The organism is Glutamicibacter uratoxydans, from assembly GCF_006539925.1.
GTDB lineage: Bacteria > Actinomycetota > Actinomycetes > Actinomycetales > Micrococcaceae > Glutamicibacter > Glutamicibacter uratoxydans.
In genome coordinates, this window is the sequence record NZ_BJNY01000033.1 from 1 (window position 1) to 14426 (window position 14426).

The 14426-nt window shown below is 55.6% G+C and carries 15 protein-coding genes and 1 tRNA gene; 6 read left to right on the top strand and 10 right to left on the bottom strand.

Features of this window, described 5'->3' with window-relative positions:
- Positions 1–46: 46 nt before the first annotated feature.
- Positions 47–123, top strand: a tRNA-Met gene (locus tag AUR04nite_RS17325).
- Here the strand turns inward: AUR04nite_RS17325 and AUR04nite_RS18565 are convergent.
- Positions 80–403 (bottom strand): helix-turn-helix domain-containing protein, encoded by a 324-nt coding sequence (locus AUR04nite_RS18565; RefSeq protein ID WP_141367514.1) that lies wholly within the window; start codon positions 401–403, stop codon positions 80–82. The genes AUR04nite_RS17325 and AUR04nite_RS18565 overlap by 44 nt on opposite strands.
- On the opposite strand from AUR04nite_RS18565, the gene AUR04nite_RS17335 reads away from it, so the two are divergent.
- Together AUR04nite_RS17335 and AUR04nite_RS17340 are read left to right on the top strand one after the other, a co-directional pair.
- Entirely contained in the window at positions 328–753 is a 426-nt protein-coding gene (locus AUR04nite_RS17335; protein WP_141367486.1) for a hypothetical protein, read from the top strand. The two genes, AUR04nite_RS18565 and AUR04nite_RS17335, sit on opposite strands and share 76 nt — an antisense overlap.
- Positions 737–1369: a hypothetical protein gene (locus AUR04nite_RS17340; protein WP_141367488.1), complete on the top strand. Its 633-nt coding sequence runs from the start codon at positions 737–739 to the stop codon at positions 1367–1369. Before AUR04nite_RS17335 ends, AUR04nite_RS17340 begins: the two co-directional genes overlap by 17 nt.
- Positions 1370–1713: 344 nt before the next feature.
- On the opposite strand, the gene AUR04nite_RS17345 is transcribed toward AUR04nite_RS17340, so the two are convergent.
- Genes AUR04nite_RS17345 through AUR04nite_RS17355 form a run of 3 tightly spaced genes read right to left on the bottom strand, consistent with a single transcriptional unit; the run spans position 1714 to position 5397 of the window.
- The gene (locus AUR04nite_RS17345) at positions 1714–3006 is read right to left on the bottom strand and encodes an MFS transporter (RefSeq protein WP_141367490.1); all 1293 of its coding nucleotides are present in this window, start codon (positions 3004–3006) and stop codon (positions 1714–1716) included.
- Between the two features lie 13 nt (positions 3007–3019).
- Positions 3020–3934, bottom strand: a complete 915-nt coding sequence (locus tag AUR04nite_RS17350) for a carbohydrate kinase family protein (RefSeq protein WP_141367492.1) — start codon at positions 3932–3934, stop codon at positions 3020–3022.
- Complete coding sequence (locus AUR04nite_RS17355) at positions 3931–5397, bottom strand: glycoside hydrolase family 32 protein (protein WP_141367494.1); 1467 nt, start codon at positions 5395–5397, stop codon at positions 3931–3933. Before AUR04nite_RS17355 ends, AUR04nite_RS17350 begins: the two co-directional genes overlap by 4 nt.
- A 127-nt stretch (positions 5398–5524) precedes the next feature.
- Here AUR04nite_RS17355 and AUR04nite_RS17360 point away from each other — a divergent pair, with 127 nt between their 5' ends.
- A complete protein-coding gene (locus tag AUR04nite_RS17360) occupies positions 5525–6550 on the top strand; it encodes a LacI family DNA-binding transcriptional regulator (RefSeq protein WP_141367496.1) in 1026 nt (341 codons plus the stop codon).
- A 313-nt stretch (positions 6551–6863) separates the two neighbouring features.
- On the opposite strand, the gene AUR04nite_RS17365 is transcribed toward AUR04nite_RS17360, so the two are convergent.
- Positions 6864–7808 carry an alpha/beta hydrolase gene (locus AUR04nite_RS17365; RefSeq protein WP_141367498.1) on the bottom strand — a complete coding sequence of 315 codons (945 nt, stop codon included), beginning with the start codon at positions 7806–7808 and terminating at the stop codon, positions 6864–6866.
- A 150-nt stretch (positions 7809–7958) separates the two neighbouring features.
- Here AUR04nite_RS17365 and AUR04nite_RS17370 point away from each other — a divergent pair, with 150 nt between their 5' ends.
- Positions 7959–8816, top strand: coding sequence for a helix-turn-helix domain-containing protein (locus tag AUR04nite_RS17370; RefSeq protein WP_141367500.1), 858 nt, complete (start codon positions 7959–7961; stop codon positions 8814–8816).
- 122 nt (positions 8817–8938) lie between these two features.
- Here AUR04nite_RS17370 and AUR04nite_RS17375 read toward each other — a convergent pair whose 3' ends face one another.
- From AUR04nite_RS17375 to AUR04nite_RS17395, 5 genes are all read right to left on the bottom strand, one after another.
- On the bottom strand, positions 8939–9484 hold the full coding sequence (locus AUR04nite_RS17375) for a YbaK/EbsC family protein (protein ID WP_141367502.1): 546 nt from the start codon (positions 9482–9484) through the stop codon (positions 8939–8941).
- Positions 9481–9972: a winged helix-turn-helix transcriptional regulator gene (locus AUR04nite_RS18570; RefSeq protein ID WP_141367504.1), complete on the bottom strand. Its 492-nt coding sequence runs from the start codon at positions 9970–9972 to the stop codon at positions 9481–9483. The genes AUR04nite_RS17375 and AUR04nite_RS18570 overlap by 4 nt, the downstream gene beginning before the upstream one ends.
- 32 nt (positions 9973–10004) lie before the next feature.
- Entirely contained in the window at positions 10005–10925 is a 921-nt protein-coding gene (locus tag AUR04nite_RS17385; RefSeq protein ID WP_141367506.1) for a DMT family transporter, read from the bottom strand.
- Positions 10926–11243: 318 nt separating this feature from the next.
- Positions 11244–12464, bottom strand: coding sequence for a multidrug effflux MFS transporter (locus AUR04nite_RS17390; RefSeq protein ID WP_141367508.1), 1221 nt, complete (start codon positions 12462–12464; stop codon positions 11244–11246).
- A gap of 69 nt (positions 12465–12533) precedes the next feature.
- Positions 12534–13553, bottom strand: coding sequence for a zinc-dependent alcohol dehydrogenase family protein (locus AUR04nite_RS17395; RefSeq protein ID WP_141367510.1), 1020 nt, complete (start codon positions 13551–13553; stop codon positions 12534–12536).
- A 186-nt stretch (positions 13554–13739) separates the two neighbouring features.
- Between AUR04nite_RS17395 and AUR04nite_RS17400 the strand changes: the two genes are divergently transcribed.
- Positions 13740–14426 (top strand): helix-turn-helix domain-containing protein (locus tag AUR04nite_RS17400; protein ID WP_141367512.1); only part of this gene is annotated, 687 nt, incomplete at its 3' end.

A 14426-nucleotide genomic window follows, 5' to 3' on the forward strand; every position in this document is an offset into this window, starting at 1 on the left:
TGAGTGAGAAGTTATCTTGGCTTCTACTGGATGATTTCTCACTTGTGGCGGTGTAGCTCAGCTGGTTAGAGCGCACGACTCATAATCGTGAGGTCCCGGGATCGAGTCCCGGCACCGCTACCAGATCAAGACCCTCAGCAATGTGCTGGGGGTCTTTCTCGTTAACCAGGTCAGATCCAAGAAGCTGACCAAGGGTGATCCCTAAAATGCTGGCGATGGCCATGAGTTCACCGAATGTAAATGGCGTCCTCCCTGAGTAGCGGTAGGACATTGAACTCTGCGAAATTCCGAGAACTTTAGCCAGGGAACGCTGGCTTACATTCTGCCGTGCACACCAGGCTCGAACCTCCGCGGCCACCGTTGCTGTTAATTCCTGAGTCTTTTCCGCGTGATGAAGATCCATATTCACAAAGCTATATCGAGTTATTCTTCGGCCACCCGACGGTTGCTCCAGCACTAAATTTCAGCACTGACCATGGTTTTTCATACGCCAAACCTGAATGCCAAGACCAACTGGCCGAGGAAACATGGCTCATCGACAGCTTCGGCTTCGGCATCAAATATGACAATGACCCAATCATCAGCAGTATCCCTGCGACGTTTGACCAAGTGCAGGACTTCTTGCTGGAACACAAGCATGAAATCAAGCCTGACAACTTGCTGCAGGAGACAGCCTTTAGTTGGTCAGAGACTCGGGCTTCGATCAAAATGCAGCAGCTCATAGAAAGGTGCTCTGGTGAGAAACTTTCCTGATCCACGGCGCAAGGCACTGATTCTGAAGATCATTGGCGGCTTGTTAGCGGTCGTTGTGGTCATTGCAGTTGTGGTGCTCCTTCTGGGACAGCAAGGCTCCCGGGATGCTGGCCAGGTGGCCGCCACAGAAACACCCGTAGCCTCGGCTGCACCATCTGTTACTGGGGAGGACGCCGACGCGCTGGTGCTGGAGGCTGCTGAAGTGCTGACGACGTGGACGCCTGCGGAAGACGGTTCACCTCGGGCTGCGGAACAGCGTGCCAGCAAGTACTTCACCGGCGAACTGAACAAGATCATGGACCGTCAAGGCCCAGGTACACCGTCTGCCGAGTGGACTGAGATGGCATCAGAGAACGCGGTCAGCGTGCCAACAGTACGGTTACACGATGAAATTCATGAGGACGAGAACGCGTCGAGCGTGAAGCCTCCTGCTGGCCATGAGCACGACTTGGAACGAACTGTGGCTGCGAAGTGGGTCTGGAGTGGTGCTGGTATGGATGACAAAGATCCTGGGCTGACGTGCCTGCTGTATTTCACGCTGCAGGAAACGAAGGACCATGGCTATTTGATCAGTTCCTACATCTACCGTGACGTGCCGACCAGGTATGTGGAATAAGGGTGGAACTAACGATGAGATCGTTCCTGAAATGGAAGCCACGACGGTTCAAGTCTGCGGCTCTGCGATTGCCGAAGCCTAGCCAGAATGTGCTGGTTCTTGAACCTGGCTGGAAGGAGCACAGCAACATGGTCATGGAGCCGGCCCGCCAAGAGAATTTGAAGGCACCAGGCTCGCTACCCCGGTTTCGATACAGTATTTGAATTGACGTCCCAAAGAGCACGCAATTAGCGCGTATCCCTTTTTAATGCCCCTGCTACATCCAATTTGGCTAGGTCGTTACTCAAACATGCTGGGCAGTGAGAATCTCACTGCCCAGCATGTTTATGGAGTCAGCTTTTCAGTCATGAGGCAGCTCGTTCAACATTTCGCATAAATGGATCTCCGTCCACCTGCTCGTCGTCCTTCTTCAAAGTGTAGAATCCGTAGATCCCGGCTAGCAGGACCACGCCGGAAATGATCATGAAGGTGAACTTGTAGCCCAGGCCGTCGTGGAGCATGCCTAGTGGAGTGGACAGGAGTACGTTGCCGATTTGTGCGGATACCTGGAAGCCGACCATGTACAGGGTGGCCGAGAGCGCCGGGTTGAAGTGCAGAGTGAAGTAGCGGAAAATCGGCAGGATGAACAGCGGGGTCTCGATGGCGTGCAGCATCTTGATGGCCGAAACGAGGATCGGATCATCCACCAGGGCGCAGCCCAGAATGCGCACGAACATGATGCTTACGCCGATCAGCAGCGCCGAACGCACGCCCACTCGACGCATGATCAGCGGAACGATGCCCATCATGGTGGCTTCCACGAAGACCTGGACGGAGTTCAGCACTCCATAGACCTGCTGGCCGGTTTCCTGGCTCTCAAACAGCCCGGTGTAGAAGTCGGGGAACATCTGCTGATCGAAGACGGTGTAGAAGGTCCAAGAGAACATTACGAAAAGGATGATTAACCAGAGGCTTGGAAGCTTCAGCAAGCCGAGCATTTCCTTTACACCCGGAGTACTCGCTGCGGACATTTTGAGTTGGCCTTCGGCAAAGCCGTGCTGCTTGGAGCCAGCCTTCCACAGGACGAGGATGAGCAGATGGACTAGGCCGATGGCCGAGCCTACCCAGAAGTTGATCATCGGGTTGATCGTGAAGAGGAAGCCTGCAGCCAGGGCGACAATTGCGTAGCCGAAGGAGCCCCACATACGCGCCTGGCCGTATTCAAAGTTGAAGCGGCGGCTGAAGCGTTCGGTCAGCGCTTCGAGCAGTCCCACGCCAGCCAGAAAGCCGACGGACAACACTACGGCGCCGGCAATGACGCCGAGCATGAAGTGGTCCTGCAGCAGCGGCTGGTAGATCCAGAGGCAGAAGGGCCCAGTGAAGGCCGTCACTGTCGCTACGCCGATGGCCAGATGCTTCTTAATGCCCAGCTTGTCCTGCAGCGCTCCGTAGAGGAACATCAACAGCAAGGTGGCCAGGGAGTTCACCGAGTAGACGGTGCCCACCTGGGCGCCGTTCAGGCCTAGCCCTGAGGTCTCGCTGGTGAGCCAGATCTGGAAGAAGGACCACCAGATACCCCAGGAGGCAAAGAACAGCAGCATGGAGAGGGAACTCTGAAGATACGGCGGGTTTTTTAGAGAGGTTTTGAGATCAGTCATCGTTTTCCGAATGCTAGAGGGAAGTAGTGCTGGAATTGGTGTCGAGGCTGAGCGACCATGGCGGGTTGGCTCCGGCCTGTGCGACGGTATGTGCGGCGGAAGCGAGCGCGTAGTGCAAGGCGTTGGAGACGGATTTTTGTTCTAGCTCTTCACGTGCCAGCAGGGCGCTGGACAGCTCTGCAGAAAGCAGAACTCCGTGCAGTAGTCCAGACATGAAGGCATCCCCGGCGCCGATGGTGTCGTGCACGGTGGTGGGCAGCGCCTTCACCGCGACAATCTGCTGGCCGTAGCGGGCCAGACAGCCCTCTGAGCCCTTAGTTATGACGACTAACGCCGGGCCCAAGGAGGCAAGGTCTGCAAGGACCTCTTCGAAGGAGAGCTCCGGGTAGATCCACTGGGCGTCAACGTCGCTGAGCTTAACGATGTGGCTCTGCGCGCACAGCGCTTCGATCTGAGCAACAGCTGCATCGCGGTCTTCGACCAGGGCTGGCCGAAGGTTGGGGTCGTAGCTGCGCAGCGTCGTGGCATCCGCAGCACGGAAAGCTTCGAGAATACGGTGTTGCGAGGGGCTGATCCATGAAGCAATGGAACCAGAATGCAGCAGCGCAACCGAGCCGTCGGCATCCACGGCCGGCAGATCCTGATGGATGTCGAAGCAGTATTCGGCGTTGGCCTCTTCGTCGAAGGTCACCACGGCGGTGGAGGTCGGGCGCCCGGTGATGCTTCCGGCGGCCAGCTGGACGCCGGATTCCTCCAGGTACCGCCCGATGAGCTGTCCGTAGTCGTCGCCGCCGAGTTCGGTGGAGAAGGTGACCATATGTCCCAGTCGGGACAGGCCTACTGCTACGTTCAGTGGCGAGCCTCCGGGGTGCGCAACGGTGCCTACGACGTCTACGAGAGCTTCGCCCATGATAGTCACGTTGTTCATACGGTGAGGTCCTTCTCACTTTCAGAGGCCTCGAAGAGCGTGATGTCAATCGTGCTTCCGCTTGCGCAGCTGATGCTGAGGTAGGAAGGCACGGCTTCGCCGACGAGCTGGTCGGTCAACGAACGCAGGCCGTTGGCGGCGAGGATTTCAATCGAACCGTGGTCCAGCAGGATCTGCAGCTGCAGCGAGTCGTCGGTGGACACCGGCAACGGCATACGCTGAACCGAGGGGTACAGTTCGTGTTTGGTGATCCCGGCCTCGCGGCGGTGCAGCAGCCACTGCTGGCTGATGGTCACTTCGCTGATTAGCGAACCGTCGTTGCGGCGCAGCCCCAGGCGAATCGGCCCTGCCGCGTTGTTGACAATGGATGCATTCAGCAAGGTCGGGCCGGCAATATCAATCTCGGTTTCAGCATCCGTGAAGGAGAAAGCTTGAGGATTTTCCAGCGAAGTACCGAGGAACTGCTGGCGAACCTGTAACCCCTGTTCGGTTTCTATGAGTGATAGCTGTCGGGCGGTGCTCATGGAGCCACGCCATCCTCGATGTGGAAGTTCGCGGGCGTAGTCCCAGTTGCTCATCCATGCGATCAGGGTCTTCCTCTCTTCGGGCAGGCCGAAGAACGTGACACCCGCGTAGAAGTCGCGGCCCCAGTCAAGCCAGTTATCTTGGCCGATCTGGCTGAAGATTTCGCTGTGCCATTGTTCTTTGCGGCTCTGGGGGGTGAAGGTCGCCCCGTTGAAGTCGCCGATGAAGTACTGGGTTCCTGAGCCACCGGCGACACCACCTGGGTTCAGGGAAACCAGCAGTATCCATCGGACCTTGTCGCTGTTTTCAACCTGAAGAGGGAACAGGTCGGGGCATTCCCAGACGCCGTCTACTGCGGCCTGCGGGCCGAACTCTGAGGCGAACTCCCAGTCGATGAGGTTCGTCGACTGGTAGATGAGGACCTTGCGCTCTTCGGCTTCTACTGTCACCATCACCCAGCAGGCAGATTCGCCGGAGCCGTAGCGGAAGACCTTGGGGTCGCGAAAGTTCTTGGATCCTCGGTCGAGGACCGGGTTCCCCTGATATTTCGTGAAGGTCGTTCCGCCGTCGAGGGAGTAGGCCAGCGCCTGGGCCTGATTGCTTTCATCGGTGGCGGCTGCGGTGTAGAGCGCGACCACGGGGGCGTTGATTCCATCGCCGAGTCCGCTGGTATTGCTCTCGTCTACCACGATGGAACCGGAAAAAATGTCTGCCGCTTCGTCATGCATGATGGCGATGGGTTGTTCGCCCCAGTGTACTAGATCGGTGCTCAAGGCATGCCCCCAAGACATATTTCCGTGGTCGATTCCGTGGGGATTGTGCTGGAAGTAGAGGTGATAGTTCAGTCCGTCGAAGAAGAGACCGTTGGGATCATTGATCCAATTGCTTTTCGGGGTGAAATGGCGCTCGGGGCGAGGGAAACCAGCTAGTGAGGTCATGGGCGGCGCTGCCAGCTTTCGTATCGGAGTTGCTAAAAGCTTTTAGCAAGAAAGATAACAGTCAAAGATATGGCTTGGCAATGGGTTAGGGTCGAATTAAACGTCGAGAGCTACAGCAGAAGGAACCATGACTACGCAAAAACCGAAGCGAGTGACATTGGCAGATGTTGCACGCGCCGCTGGTGTATCGAATGCTGCCGTCAGTTTGATCCTCAACGACAAACCAGGCTCTCGCCTATCCGAAGAAACGTCTCATAAGGTTAAACAGGTGGCCGCCGAATTAGGTTATAGAGCCAACCCGGCTGCTCAGTCACTCCGACTAGGAAAGACGAAAACTCTGGGATTCATCTCGGACAATGTCACAGTAACGCGCTATGCATCGGGAATGATCACAGGGATTCTACGCACCGCAGACCGGCTCGGACATACGGTGCTAATTTCTGAAACTTTCGGCTCAGAGCTCGGTTTGGGCAAAGCAGTAGAACAACTGCGGCATCGTGAAGTTGACGGCCTTATCCTAGGATTTATGGATTCGCGTGCCCGCAATCTATCTGTAGATTTCGGTGGACTTCCTGTTGTTCTCGTTAATAGTCTGGACCCTGCAATCGGCCTAAGTGTTATGCCTGACGAGGCAGACGCCGGGGAGCGAGCTGTAAAGCGTATCGTCGAGTCGGGAGTGCGAAACGTGGCGGTGATAGGCCATCTTCAAAGCGCTCAAAAAGAACCGGCAAGCTACCCCAGCATTACGCGCCGAATGAACGCCATCTATCAAGGGCTTAAAGACTCGAACATTGAAATTATCGGTGAGTGGCTTCTCGAAGAATGGAATCCCGATGATGGATACAAGGCGACGGCCCGCCTATTGGAATCTGAGCTGAAGCCAGATGCCATTATTTGCGCTAATGACCGAGTGGCAATGGGCGTCTACCAAGCCTTGATGGAAAAGAATTTAGAACCGGGCAAGGACATCTCCGTTCTTTCGTTCGATGACGAAGATATAGCTGACTACCTGCGCCCTGGCCTGACGACTATGCGCCTTCCTTACGAAGAGATGGGTAGCCGTGCGGTTGCTCTTTTATTGGAGGAGGCGGAGATTTTAGAGGAATCCATGATTTACATGCCCCTGATCGAGCGAGAATCAATAGTTGGATAACCTCACCAAACGACAACAGCGACACCTTAGCGTCACAATTTCAGAAGTTTTACATGAGACATGAATAGATATTAAGTGAATAAAGAGTCTTCTCGCCGAGATTTTCCCTCACGCTAGTTCGGGGAGCAGCCGGACGTAGCCGTTGCGTTGCGTAGATGAAGCAAACGGCACCGATCGTTGTGAAGTTTCGACTCCGACGCGAACGATCGGCCTTGTTCGTTCGTTCGCGTCGGATTGATATGAATGTTGTTCTCTATCAACGCAAAGTAGTTACTTCATGCAGCCCATAGCCTCAACGACTCTTGGGCCCACGTTAGAGCTTTTCTTGGAAGAACGGAATGACGCTCCTCAGAGCCTCACCTGCGCCGTTAGGACGATCGTAGAGGTCATAGTGCGAAGCACCCGGAATTTCCAGCAAGGTCTTGTCCGTTGAGGCGGCCTTTTCGTAGGCGGTGTGCCCGTCACGGTAGGCACCGAATGCCCCCTGCTTGTCCTTGTCACCTATGACAATCAGTAGCGGCTGATCGAGTAGCTCTTCGGCATGGTCTAAGGCATCCCAACCGAGAACGGTTGAACTGTGAGCTGCTTCGAACAGGACGCAACCGTTATCTGCCTGGCCCCGAGAAGTGCGGTAGTAGTCGAAAGCCTCGATAATATCGATATCGCCGGTGGCTTCAGCAGCTTCGGCAGTTTCCGGAAGGAAAGCGTTCGTCACGCTTTCAGCACCGCGAGCTTCTGCGGTACGTTGCTGTGCGATACCCTTCAGCGCTGCTGCGATTCCGCCGTTCATGGCTGCCATGCTACGCTGCAGATTGCCGAAGTTCGCACCGGTAATCGACACAACGGCCTTAAACCGTTTTTCGGTTTTGGCAGCAGCCCAGGTGTATCCACCGCCACCGCAGACTCCGAGAACACCAATACGTTCAGCATCGACATAGGGCAGCGTGACCGCGTAGTCCACGACACGGCTGAAATCTTCAACGCGCTGATGCGGGTTCTCCAAGAAGCGAGGCAACCCGCCGCTGGCTCCTTGGAAGCTTGCATCGAAGGCGATGACGACGAAACCGGCCTCGGACAAAGCCGCACCGTAGATGTTGCCGGATGTCTGCTCCTTGCAGCTGCCGATTGGGTGGGCTGCGACGATGGTCGGGTACGTGTTGGATGCATCAAGGTTCTTCGGGAAATAAATGTCGGCGGCAATTTCCCAATACATGTCTTTGTTTTGGAAGCGGACGTGCTCAATAGTTCCAGCGGTCATAACTACTCCTTACTAGCTGTCTAGGAAGCGTTTTGTTCCTGTTGTGTCATTAACTTTGCTCGTGAATCAGCTGCGTAAACAGTCAAAGAGTTAACCTAGGAATGATCTATCCCATGCGGGCGTGAGTGTTTGGACTCTAGTCTTGTATGTATGGATGACTCGGCTCAGTTGCGTACTCTCGGCGATTTTCTGCGTGCTCGACGTGCAGAGGCTTCACCTGAGAGCCTTCCTGGTCATGTGGTGAGCACTGCCACCCGTCGGCGTGTTCCTGGGTTGAGACGTGAAGAAGTGGCGCAGCTCGCGAGTGTGAGTACTGACTATTACACGCGTGTGGAACAGGGAAGACTGGCTCCGTCGGAGCAGGTGCTCGACGCGATCAGCCGGGCATTGTCGTTGACCTCGGAGCAACGAGCCTATGTTGAGGATCTGTTGAACCGAGCTCGTGGTTTTTCAACGGCAGTGCCGGGCCGTGAAGCGGCACATGACAGACTTCAGTTATTACTGGATCAGCTAGTCAATATTCCAGCCCTCGTCCTGGGGGCACGCATGGATGTCTTGGCATGGAATGATCTCGCGGCTGCCCTGATCACTGACTTTTCTCGATTCCCCGTCGCGGAACGTAACTACGTTTCATTGATTTTCACCAGTCAGGACATGCGAGAACTCTACGAGGATTGGACAAGTGTCGCGCGGACTTGTGTAGGTATTCTCCGTCGTGAAGCAGCCCTCAACCCTGATGATCCGCAGCTTGCGGCTCTTGTCGGTCGCCTGTCCATTGCCAGTGATGATTTCCGTAGGTGGTGGGCTGAGCATCGGGTTGCAGATCAGGATTTCGGTTCGAAGGTCATGATTCACCCTGTGGCAGGGCGAATTAGATTGAACTGGGATTCCTTTACCTATGCTGGAGCCCAAAGGCAACAATTGGTTCTCTGGTCAGCGGAACCGGGATCGGTTGATGTACGCACGTTAGCGAACCTGACGAATCACGAAATGCTCATCATCGAGTAAGACGTTTCGAGACATTCTAAAATGTGCAGGTATTGTGTCCAGTATCGGGAGCCATATTTCAACAAGAGTCGGGGTGGCTCTTGAGCGGGTCAGTTTTGGCACGAACCACAGACTATGCAAGATCACTGTCTGGTTATTGCACAGGTCTTTGCGCCTGGTATTTGACTGAGACTGTAACCGCTCACTAGTAGCTTTGATGTTCGAATACCGCTGCCGACAATGAGTTCTTCTGCCTGGGATACCGCAGGATCTACCAGGAGTGTCCACTCAGCAGGGAGCCCGAAGGGCGACACCCCGCCGGACTCCATGTCCAGCTGAATTAGCACCTCTGGCGGAGCCATTTTGACTTTCCTGGCATCGAGTGACTTGCGGACGGCGCCATTGAGATCAATACGATCAGCACTCAAAGTAATGCATGCAGCGAGTCGACGTGTTTCTCCACGTTGTCCTTCGACAATGACACAATTTGCGCCTAAATGCGGCTCCAACTGGAAACGTTGAAAGAACGTAGCCGTGTCAGAATCTTGTTCTTGAATAGGCGTGACGAGCGCATTAAGGCCCGCTTCCATCAGGGAGGAATACGTCGTAGGTGACAAGTGCTGGGGGTGATCGGCCACGTCAACGAAGCAGAGACCTTGTTCGGTGAGTGTCGTTTGGAGAGATTTCATGAGGCTCCGCTTAGTGGTCTAGGGATGTGGTTGGCGTAGATTGGGCGAATCCAAGAAACATTTTCTGTGGTGAAGTGCGTGTTGCAAGAGCTGCAGGATTCTCCTGTGACGCTGCGTTCATGACATTCTCGACAGACGATTGTTAGAGCCCGATCGGGAGTATCGCTGGGCGTGTTCTTTTCGGCCCAAAGGGCGAAGGCATGGAGGACTGGCAGGGCATCAAGTGCAGCCTGAGTTGGTCGGTACTCAAAGCGCGTCCGTCTGCCTTCAGAGTAAGGCTGTTGTACCGCTAGTCCTTTAGCGATCAGAGCCTTTAGTCGAGCAGACAGAATGTTTTCCGCGGCCTCTGTATTTTCTCGAATCTCATCGAAGCGATAAATGCCTGAAAGCAGTTCACGAAGAATGAGCAGTGTCCACGGGTCGCCGATTTCATTGATTCCGCGAGCGATGGGGCATGGTCTTTGGGACCAGTCTGAACGTAGTGGCATGGCTTTTTCCTTCCGTCTTGCAGTGGATGTACCTAGGTTTGCCGGACTTTACGGTTTTGTGTTGAGGGTTCGCGGGGTGTTCGAAAGGCGTTCATGAACACCACACCTATTACAGCCAGCGAGCCGCCGAGGATTTCAGTGAGAAGTGGGACTTCATTGAGCCAAAGGTATCCGATAACGACAGCGATTACTGGTACGAAATACAAGAGGGATGTTGAAGTTGCAGTGCTTAGACGTGCAAGGGCGAAACCCCACAGCGCGTATCCGAATGCTGAGGGAAAAACGCCTAGATACAGGGCGGCGGCCCACGATTCAGTAGGAGCACTTATTAGGTGCGGCCAAGCTATTGGAAGAAATGGCAGAGTCAACAGGGATGCACTCACCGTTGCGTACGTTGCTACTTCTAGCCCGGTGTACTTTTTTAGAAGAGGCTTCGCCAGCGGGTGGTAGATTCCCAAGAGCGTTGAAGCGGCCACAATGATCCATACCGCGGAGGATAAATCGATTCCTGATCGCGACAAACAAACAACACTTACACCAGCAATTGCAATCACACTGCCGATGATGGTTGATTTCGTCAGGGACTCACCGAGAAAAATGCAGGCGATGATGATACTGATGATCGGGGAAGCTGAAACGATCATGCTGGCGGTCCCTGCTGGGACGAAGAGTTCACCCCAATTCAGCAGTAGGAAGTAACCTGCCATTCCGCAAATACCGCAGGCGAAAATCCGAGGAAGGTCAGCAAGTTGGGGAAGTCGAATCTTTCGAGTTACCGTACCAACGATTAGGAGCGTCACTGATGCGATGATCAATCGCGATGTAGTCAGTCCAAAGACGCCGAGATTCGGGGCTGCAATGCGAATTGCTGGGAATGCGCTGGCCCAGAGGAGTGCTGAGGAACCCCCGGCGATCCAGGCGGAGTGGGTCGGGCTCACGGCTGTATTTTTCATGAGACTCCTGAGATAGCAGGACTGTTTCGTTGAATATAACCATCTAACTTTCTTTAAGCAAGTTAACTGGCAGTAGTCATCGATTGAGATCAAATGACGCTTCTATCCAGAATCTCCACAGCGATGACGATCATTCAAGCAATTCACTTGGGACGACAGTTGGAATCGACAAGTTTCTAAAAATGCATGGCCCCGGGTAAAACTCAGTGCGGCTGTCACTAGATAGTGAACGCAGCTTGTTTCACAATAGCCACTTTGCTATATCAATTACGGTCGTTTTAGAAAAGGAAACACTGGGGTGTACTGCAGTGGCTCTGGTTAGTGTGCATTCACTCTCTGAAGTACTGAAGATTGCGACCTAACCATGGCGAGGCAGAGGGCCGACAGAACGACGCACAGAACCGTGATAATGCCCAGTGGTGTCACGGTAGAAGGTCCTGCAATGCCAACAAGCGGTGCTGCGATCGCCCCGAGTCCGAATCGGGACAGACCGAGTACCGAAGAAGCAGTACCGGCTAGTTCCGGGTAGCCGGCTAGTGCCAGCGACGCCGAAGGAGGCGCGGCAAAGGCGACGCCTGAGGCCATGACGAAGAGTGAGCCGAGGATCACCGGCAAAGGCAGTGACCAGAGCCCGGTCGCGAGCAGTCCTACTGCACCGACCCCGGTCATGGTGACACCTACGGCAAGGGTTCCCCGTTCGGACCAGCGATCGGCGGTACGTCCAGCGATGGCTCCGAAGATCATGTAGCCGGCGGAGTTCGCACCGAATGCTAACGCGTAGCCTTGCGGGGAGAGGCCGTATCCGTCTTGAAGGATGTATGTTGCTCCGGCCAGATAGGCGAACAGGGCCGCATGGGTTAGCCCGCAGATCAATACGGCACCGATGAAGACGCGATCAGTGAAGAGTTTTCGGAAGTCGTTGCCCGATTGTTTAGCTCCCCCGGTACTGCGTAGTTTCTTCGGCAGTGTCTCTCGGTAAATCAGCAATGTTGCTGCCATGATCAGGACGCCGAGTCCGGCGAGGAAGAGGAAGATTCCACGCCAGTCGAGTATTTGAGCGAGCTGGCCGCCGATGACCGGGCCGACGATTGCTGCGAGTCCGCCGATGACGGTGACTCGTCCGTAGAAGCGGATCAGTGCCCCGCCTTCGTAGACGTCGCGTCCGGCTGCCTGGGCGATGACAATGCCCACTGATCCGGCAAGACCTTGTATCAGGCGGGCAAAGATCAGGGTTTCCACACTTGGACTTAGCGCGCAGAGCACTGATGCAGCAATATACGCTACGAGGCCGACCAGCAGCGGGCGCATGCGCCCGTAGCGGTCAGAAATGGGGCCAGCAATAATCTGACCAACCGCTAGCCCGATGAGGCACGAGGTGAGGGTGAGTTGGGCCATTGAGGTGACGGTCCCAAGATCAGTAGTCAGTGCTGGGAGCACCGGAAGGTAGAGATCCATCGAGATCGGACCGAAAACAGTCAGCAGCAGCAGGAGTGTTGCGAGCAGCGGACCGACCTTGCGGGGCAGTTCAGAGGTGTTCATAGTTAGTTCTTTCATGGGGTGGCATGAGGAAGCGCCCCGCAAAGACCTGCGGGGCGCTCGGCAATTGGATTAGATTGTGAGCAGGACCTTGGTAGCGCGGCGTTCATCCATAGCCTGATACCCCTTGGCTGCTTCTTCGAGGGGAAGTTCGAGGTCGAAGACGAGGCCCGGGTCGATCTGGTCGGTCATGATCAGGTCAATGAGCTCCGGCAGGAAGCGGCGCACTGGTGCGGGTCCGCCTAGTAGATTCACGGTGGCGAAGAACAGGTCAAGCCCGTCGAGGTTCACCCCGTGGGAAACGCCGACATACCCGACATGTCCGCCGGGGCGCGTTGAGCCAATGGCCTGCAACATGGATTCTTGGGTACCTACTGCCTCAATTGTGCTGTGGGCCCCGTAACCGTTGGTGAGTTCCTTAATTCGGGCGATGCCAGCTTCTCCGCGTTCTTCGATGATTTCGTCAGCGCCGAACTTTCGCGCTAGCGCTTGACGGTCAGCATGCCGGGAGAATGCGATGACTCGGTCAGCGCCGAGGCGCTTGGCGGCCAGGATACCTAACAGTCCCACGGCCCCGTCGCCCACCACGGCAACGGTTTTTTCTGGTCCGGCGGCCGCCGCAACAGCGGCAAACCAACCAGTGCCCAGAACATCAGAAGCAGCTAAGAGGCTTTTGGCCTGTGCATCAGTCGGGACGCCTGGTACCTTGACCAAGGTGCCGTCAGCCAAAGGGATGCGAGCCTTTTCGGCCTGGGTGCCGATGGCTCCCATCATCACCTGGTGTTGGCATCGGGATTGAAATCCTGCCTGGCAGATTTCACAGGTGTTGTCAGAGGCCACAAAGGAACCGACGACATAGTCACCGACCTGGATGTCTTCGATAGCAGCGCCGATCTGCTCCACAACGCCCACGTATTTGTGTCCCATGGGGATATTGTCTGCTGGCTCCGCACCACGGTATGGCCATAAATCCGAGCCGCAGATACAACTCGCGGTCACACGGATGACCGCGTCGGTAGGTTCTTCAATAACTGGGTCCGGTCGTTGCTCAACTCGGACGTCTCCGGGGGCGTGCATGATGACACCGCGCATCGTGGGTTCTCTTTCGGTTAGGCCCGTGGCTCCTGTGGCCTGTCGAATGACAGAGAAGCCGTTGTAGTGCGTCGTGCTGTTGACACTTATCAATACTCCGCTGGCTCATCCTTGTGAGGGAGTCCTAGAGAAAAGGGGTACTGATAGTACCTCTCTTAGCTGTGGGGGCTCACGTACCGTTGAACTATGGATAATCGAGCAGAAGTCCGCGAGTTTCTCACGTCTCGCCGGGCAAGAGTCACCCCGGATGAGGTCGGCCTGCCCGCTGGTACAAACAGAAGGGTCAAAGGCCTGCGCCGTACCGAGGTTGCGACTCTGGCAGGAGTGAGCGTTGAGTATTACACCAAGCTCGAACGCGGGTCGATCAGCGGCGCATCCCCTGAAATCCTTGACGCCTTAGCCAAGGCGCTGCTGCTGGATGATTCAGAGCGGGCCCATCTGTTCGATCTTGCCCATGCCGCCAGCCCGGTTGCTCGACCACCTCGACGACGGAATCCTAAAAGTTGGAAACCTCACCCAAGCCTTCAATGGATGCTTGACGCAGTTTCAGGCGGCCCAGCGTTCGTGCGTAACGGGCGTATGGATATTCTCGCGGCCAACATCCTCGCGAGGGCGTTCTATCAAGATATTTACGACATGCCAGGAAGGATCCAAGGCCAGCCGCCGAACATCGCCCGGTTCACGTTCCTTGATGAAAGAGCCCACGACTTCTACCCGGACTGGGACATGTTTGCCGATGTGACGGTGGCGATCCTGCGCACTGAGGCAGGACGGGATCCACACAATAAAGAGCTTCACGACCTGATCGGCGAGTTGTCCACCCGCAGCACCGATTTCCGCGCCCGCTGGGGTGCGCACAATGTGAGGCATCAT

What these genes read in the sequence shown, in the direction of transcription:
- AUR04nite_RS18565 (WP_141367514.1), bottom strand. Translation starts at nt 403, where the DNA reads ATGGATCTTCATCACGCGGAAAAGACTCAGGAATTAACAGCAACGGTG.
- AUR04nite_RS17345 (WP_141367490.1), bottom strand. Translation starts at nt 3,006, where the DNA reads ATGACTGATCTCAAAACCTCTCTAAAAAACCCGCCGTATCTTCAGAGT.
- AUR04nite_RS17350 (WP_141367492.1), bottom strand. Translation starts at nt 3,934, where the DNA reads ATGAACAACGTGACTATCATGGGCGAAGCTCTCGTAGACGTCGTAGGC.
- AUR04nite_RS17355 (WP_141367494.1), bottom strand. Translation starts at nt 5,397, where the DNA reads ATGACCTCACTAGCTGGTTTCCCTCGCCCCGAGCGCCATTTCACCCCG.
- AUR04nite_RS17360 (WP_141367496.1), top strand. Translation starts at nt 5,525, where the DNA reads ATGACTACGCAAAAACCGAAGCGAGTGACATTGGCAGATGTTGCACGC.
- AUR04nite_RS17365 (WP_141367498.1), bottom strand. Translation starts at nt 7,808, where the DNA reads ATGACCGCTGGAACTATTGAGCACGTCCGCTTCCAAAACAAAGACATG.
- AUR04nite_RS17370 (WP_141367500.1), top strand. Translation starts at nt 7,959, where the DNA reads ATGGATGACTCGGCTCAGTTGCGTACTCTCGGCGATTTTCTGCGTGCT.
- AUR04nite_RS17375 (WP_141367502.1), bottom strand. Translation starts at nt 9,484, where the DNA reads ATGAAATCTCTCCAAACGACACTCACCGAACAAGGTCTCTGCTTCGTT.
- AUR04nite_RS18570 (WP_141367504.1), bottom strand. Translation starts at nt 9,972, where the DNA reads ATGCCACTACGTTCAGACTGGTCCCAAAGACCATGCCCCATCGCTCGC.
- AUR04nite_RS17385 (WP_141367506.1), bottom strand. Translation starts at nt 10,925, where the DNA reads ATGAAAAATACAGCCGTGAGCCCGACCCACTCCGCCTGGATCGCCGGG.
- AUR04nite_RS17390 (WP_141367508.1), bottom strand. Translation starts at nt 12,464, where the DNA reads ATGAACACCTCTGAACTGCCCCGCAAGGTCGGTCCGCTGCTCGCAACA.
- AUR04nite_RS17395 (WP_141367510.1), bottom strand. Translation starts at nt 13,553, where the DNA reads ATGCGCGGTGTCATCATGCACGCCCCCGGAGACGTCCGAGTTGAGCAA.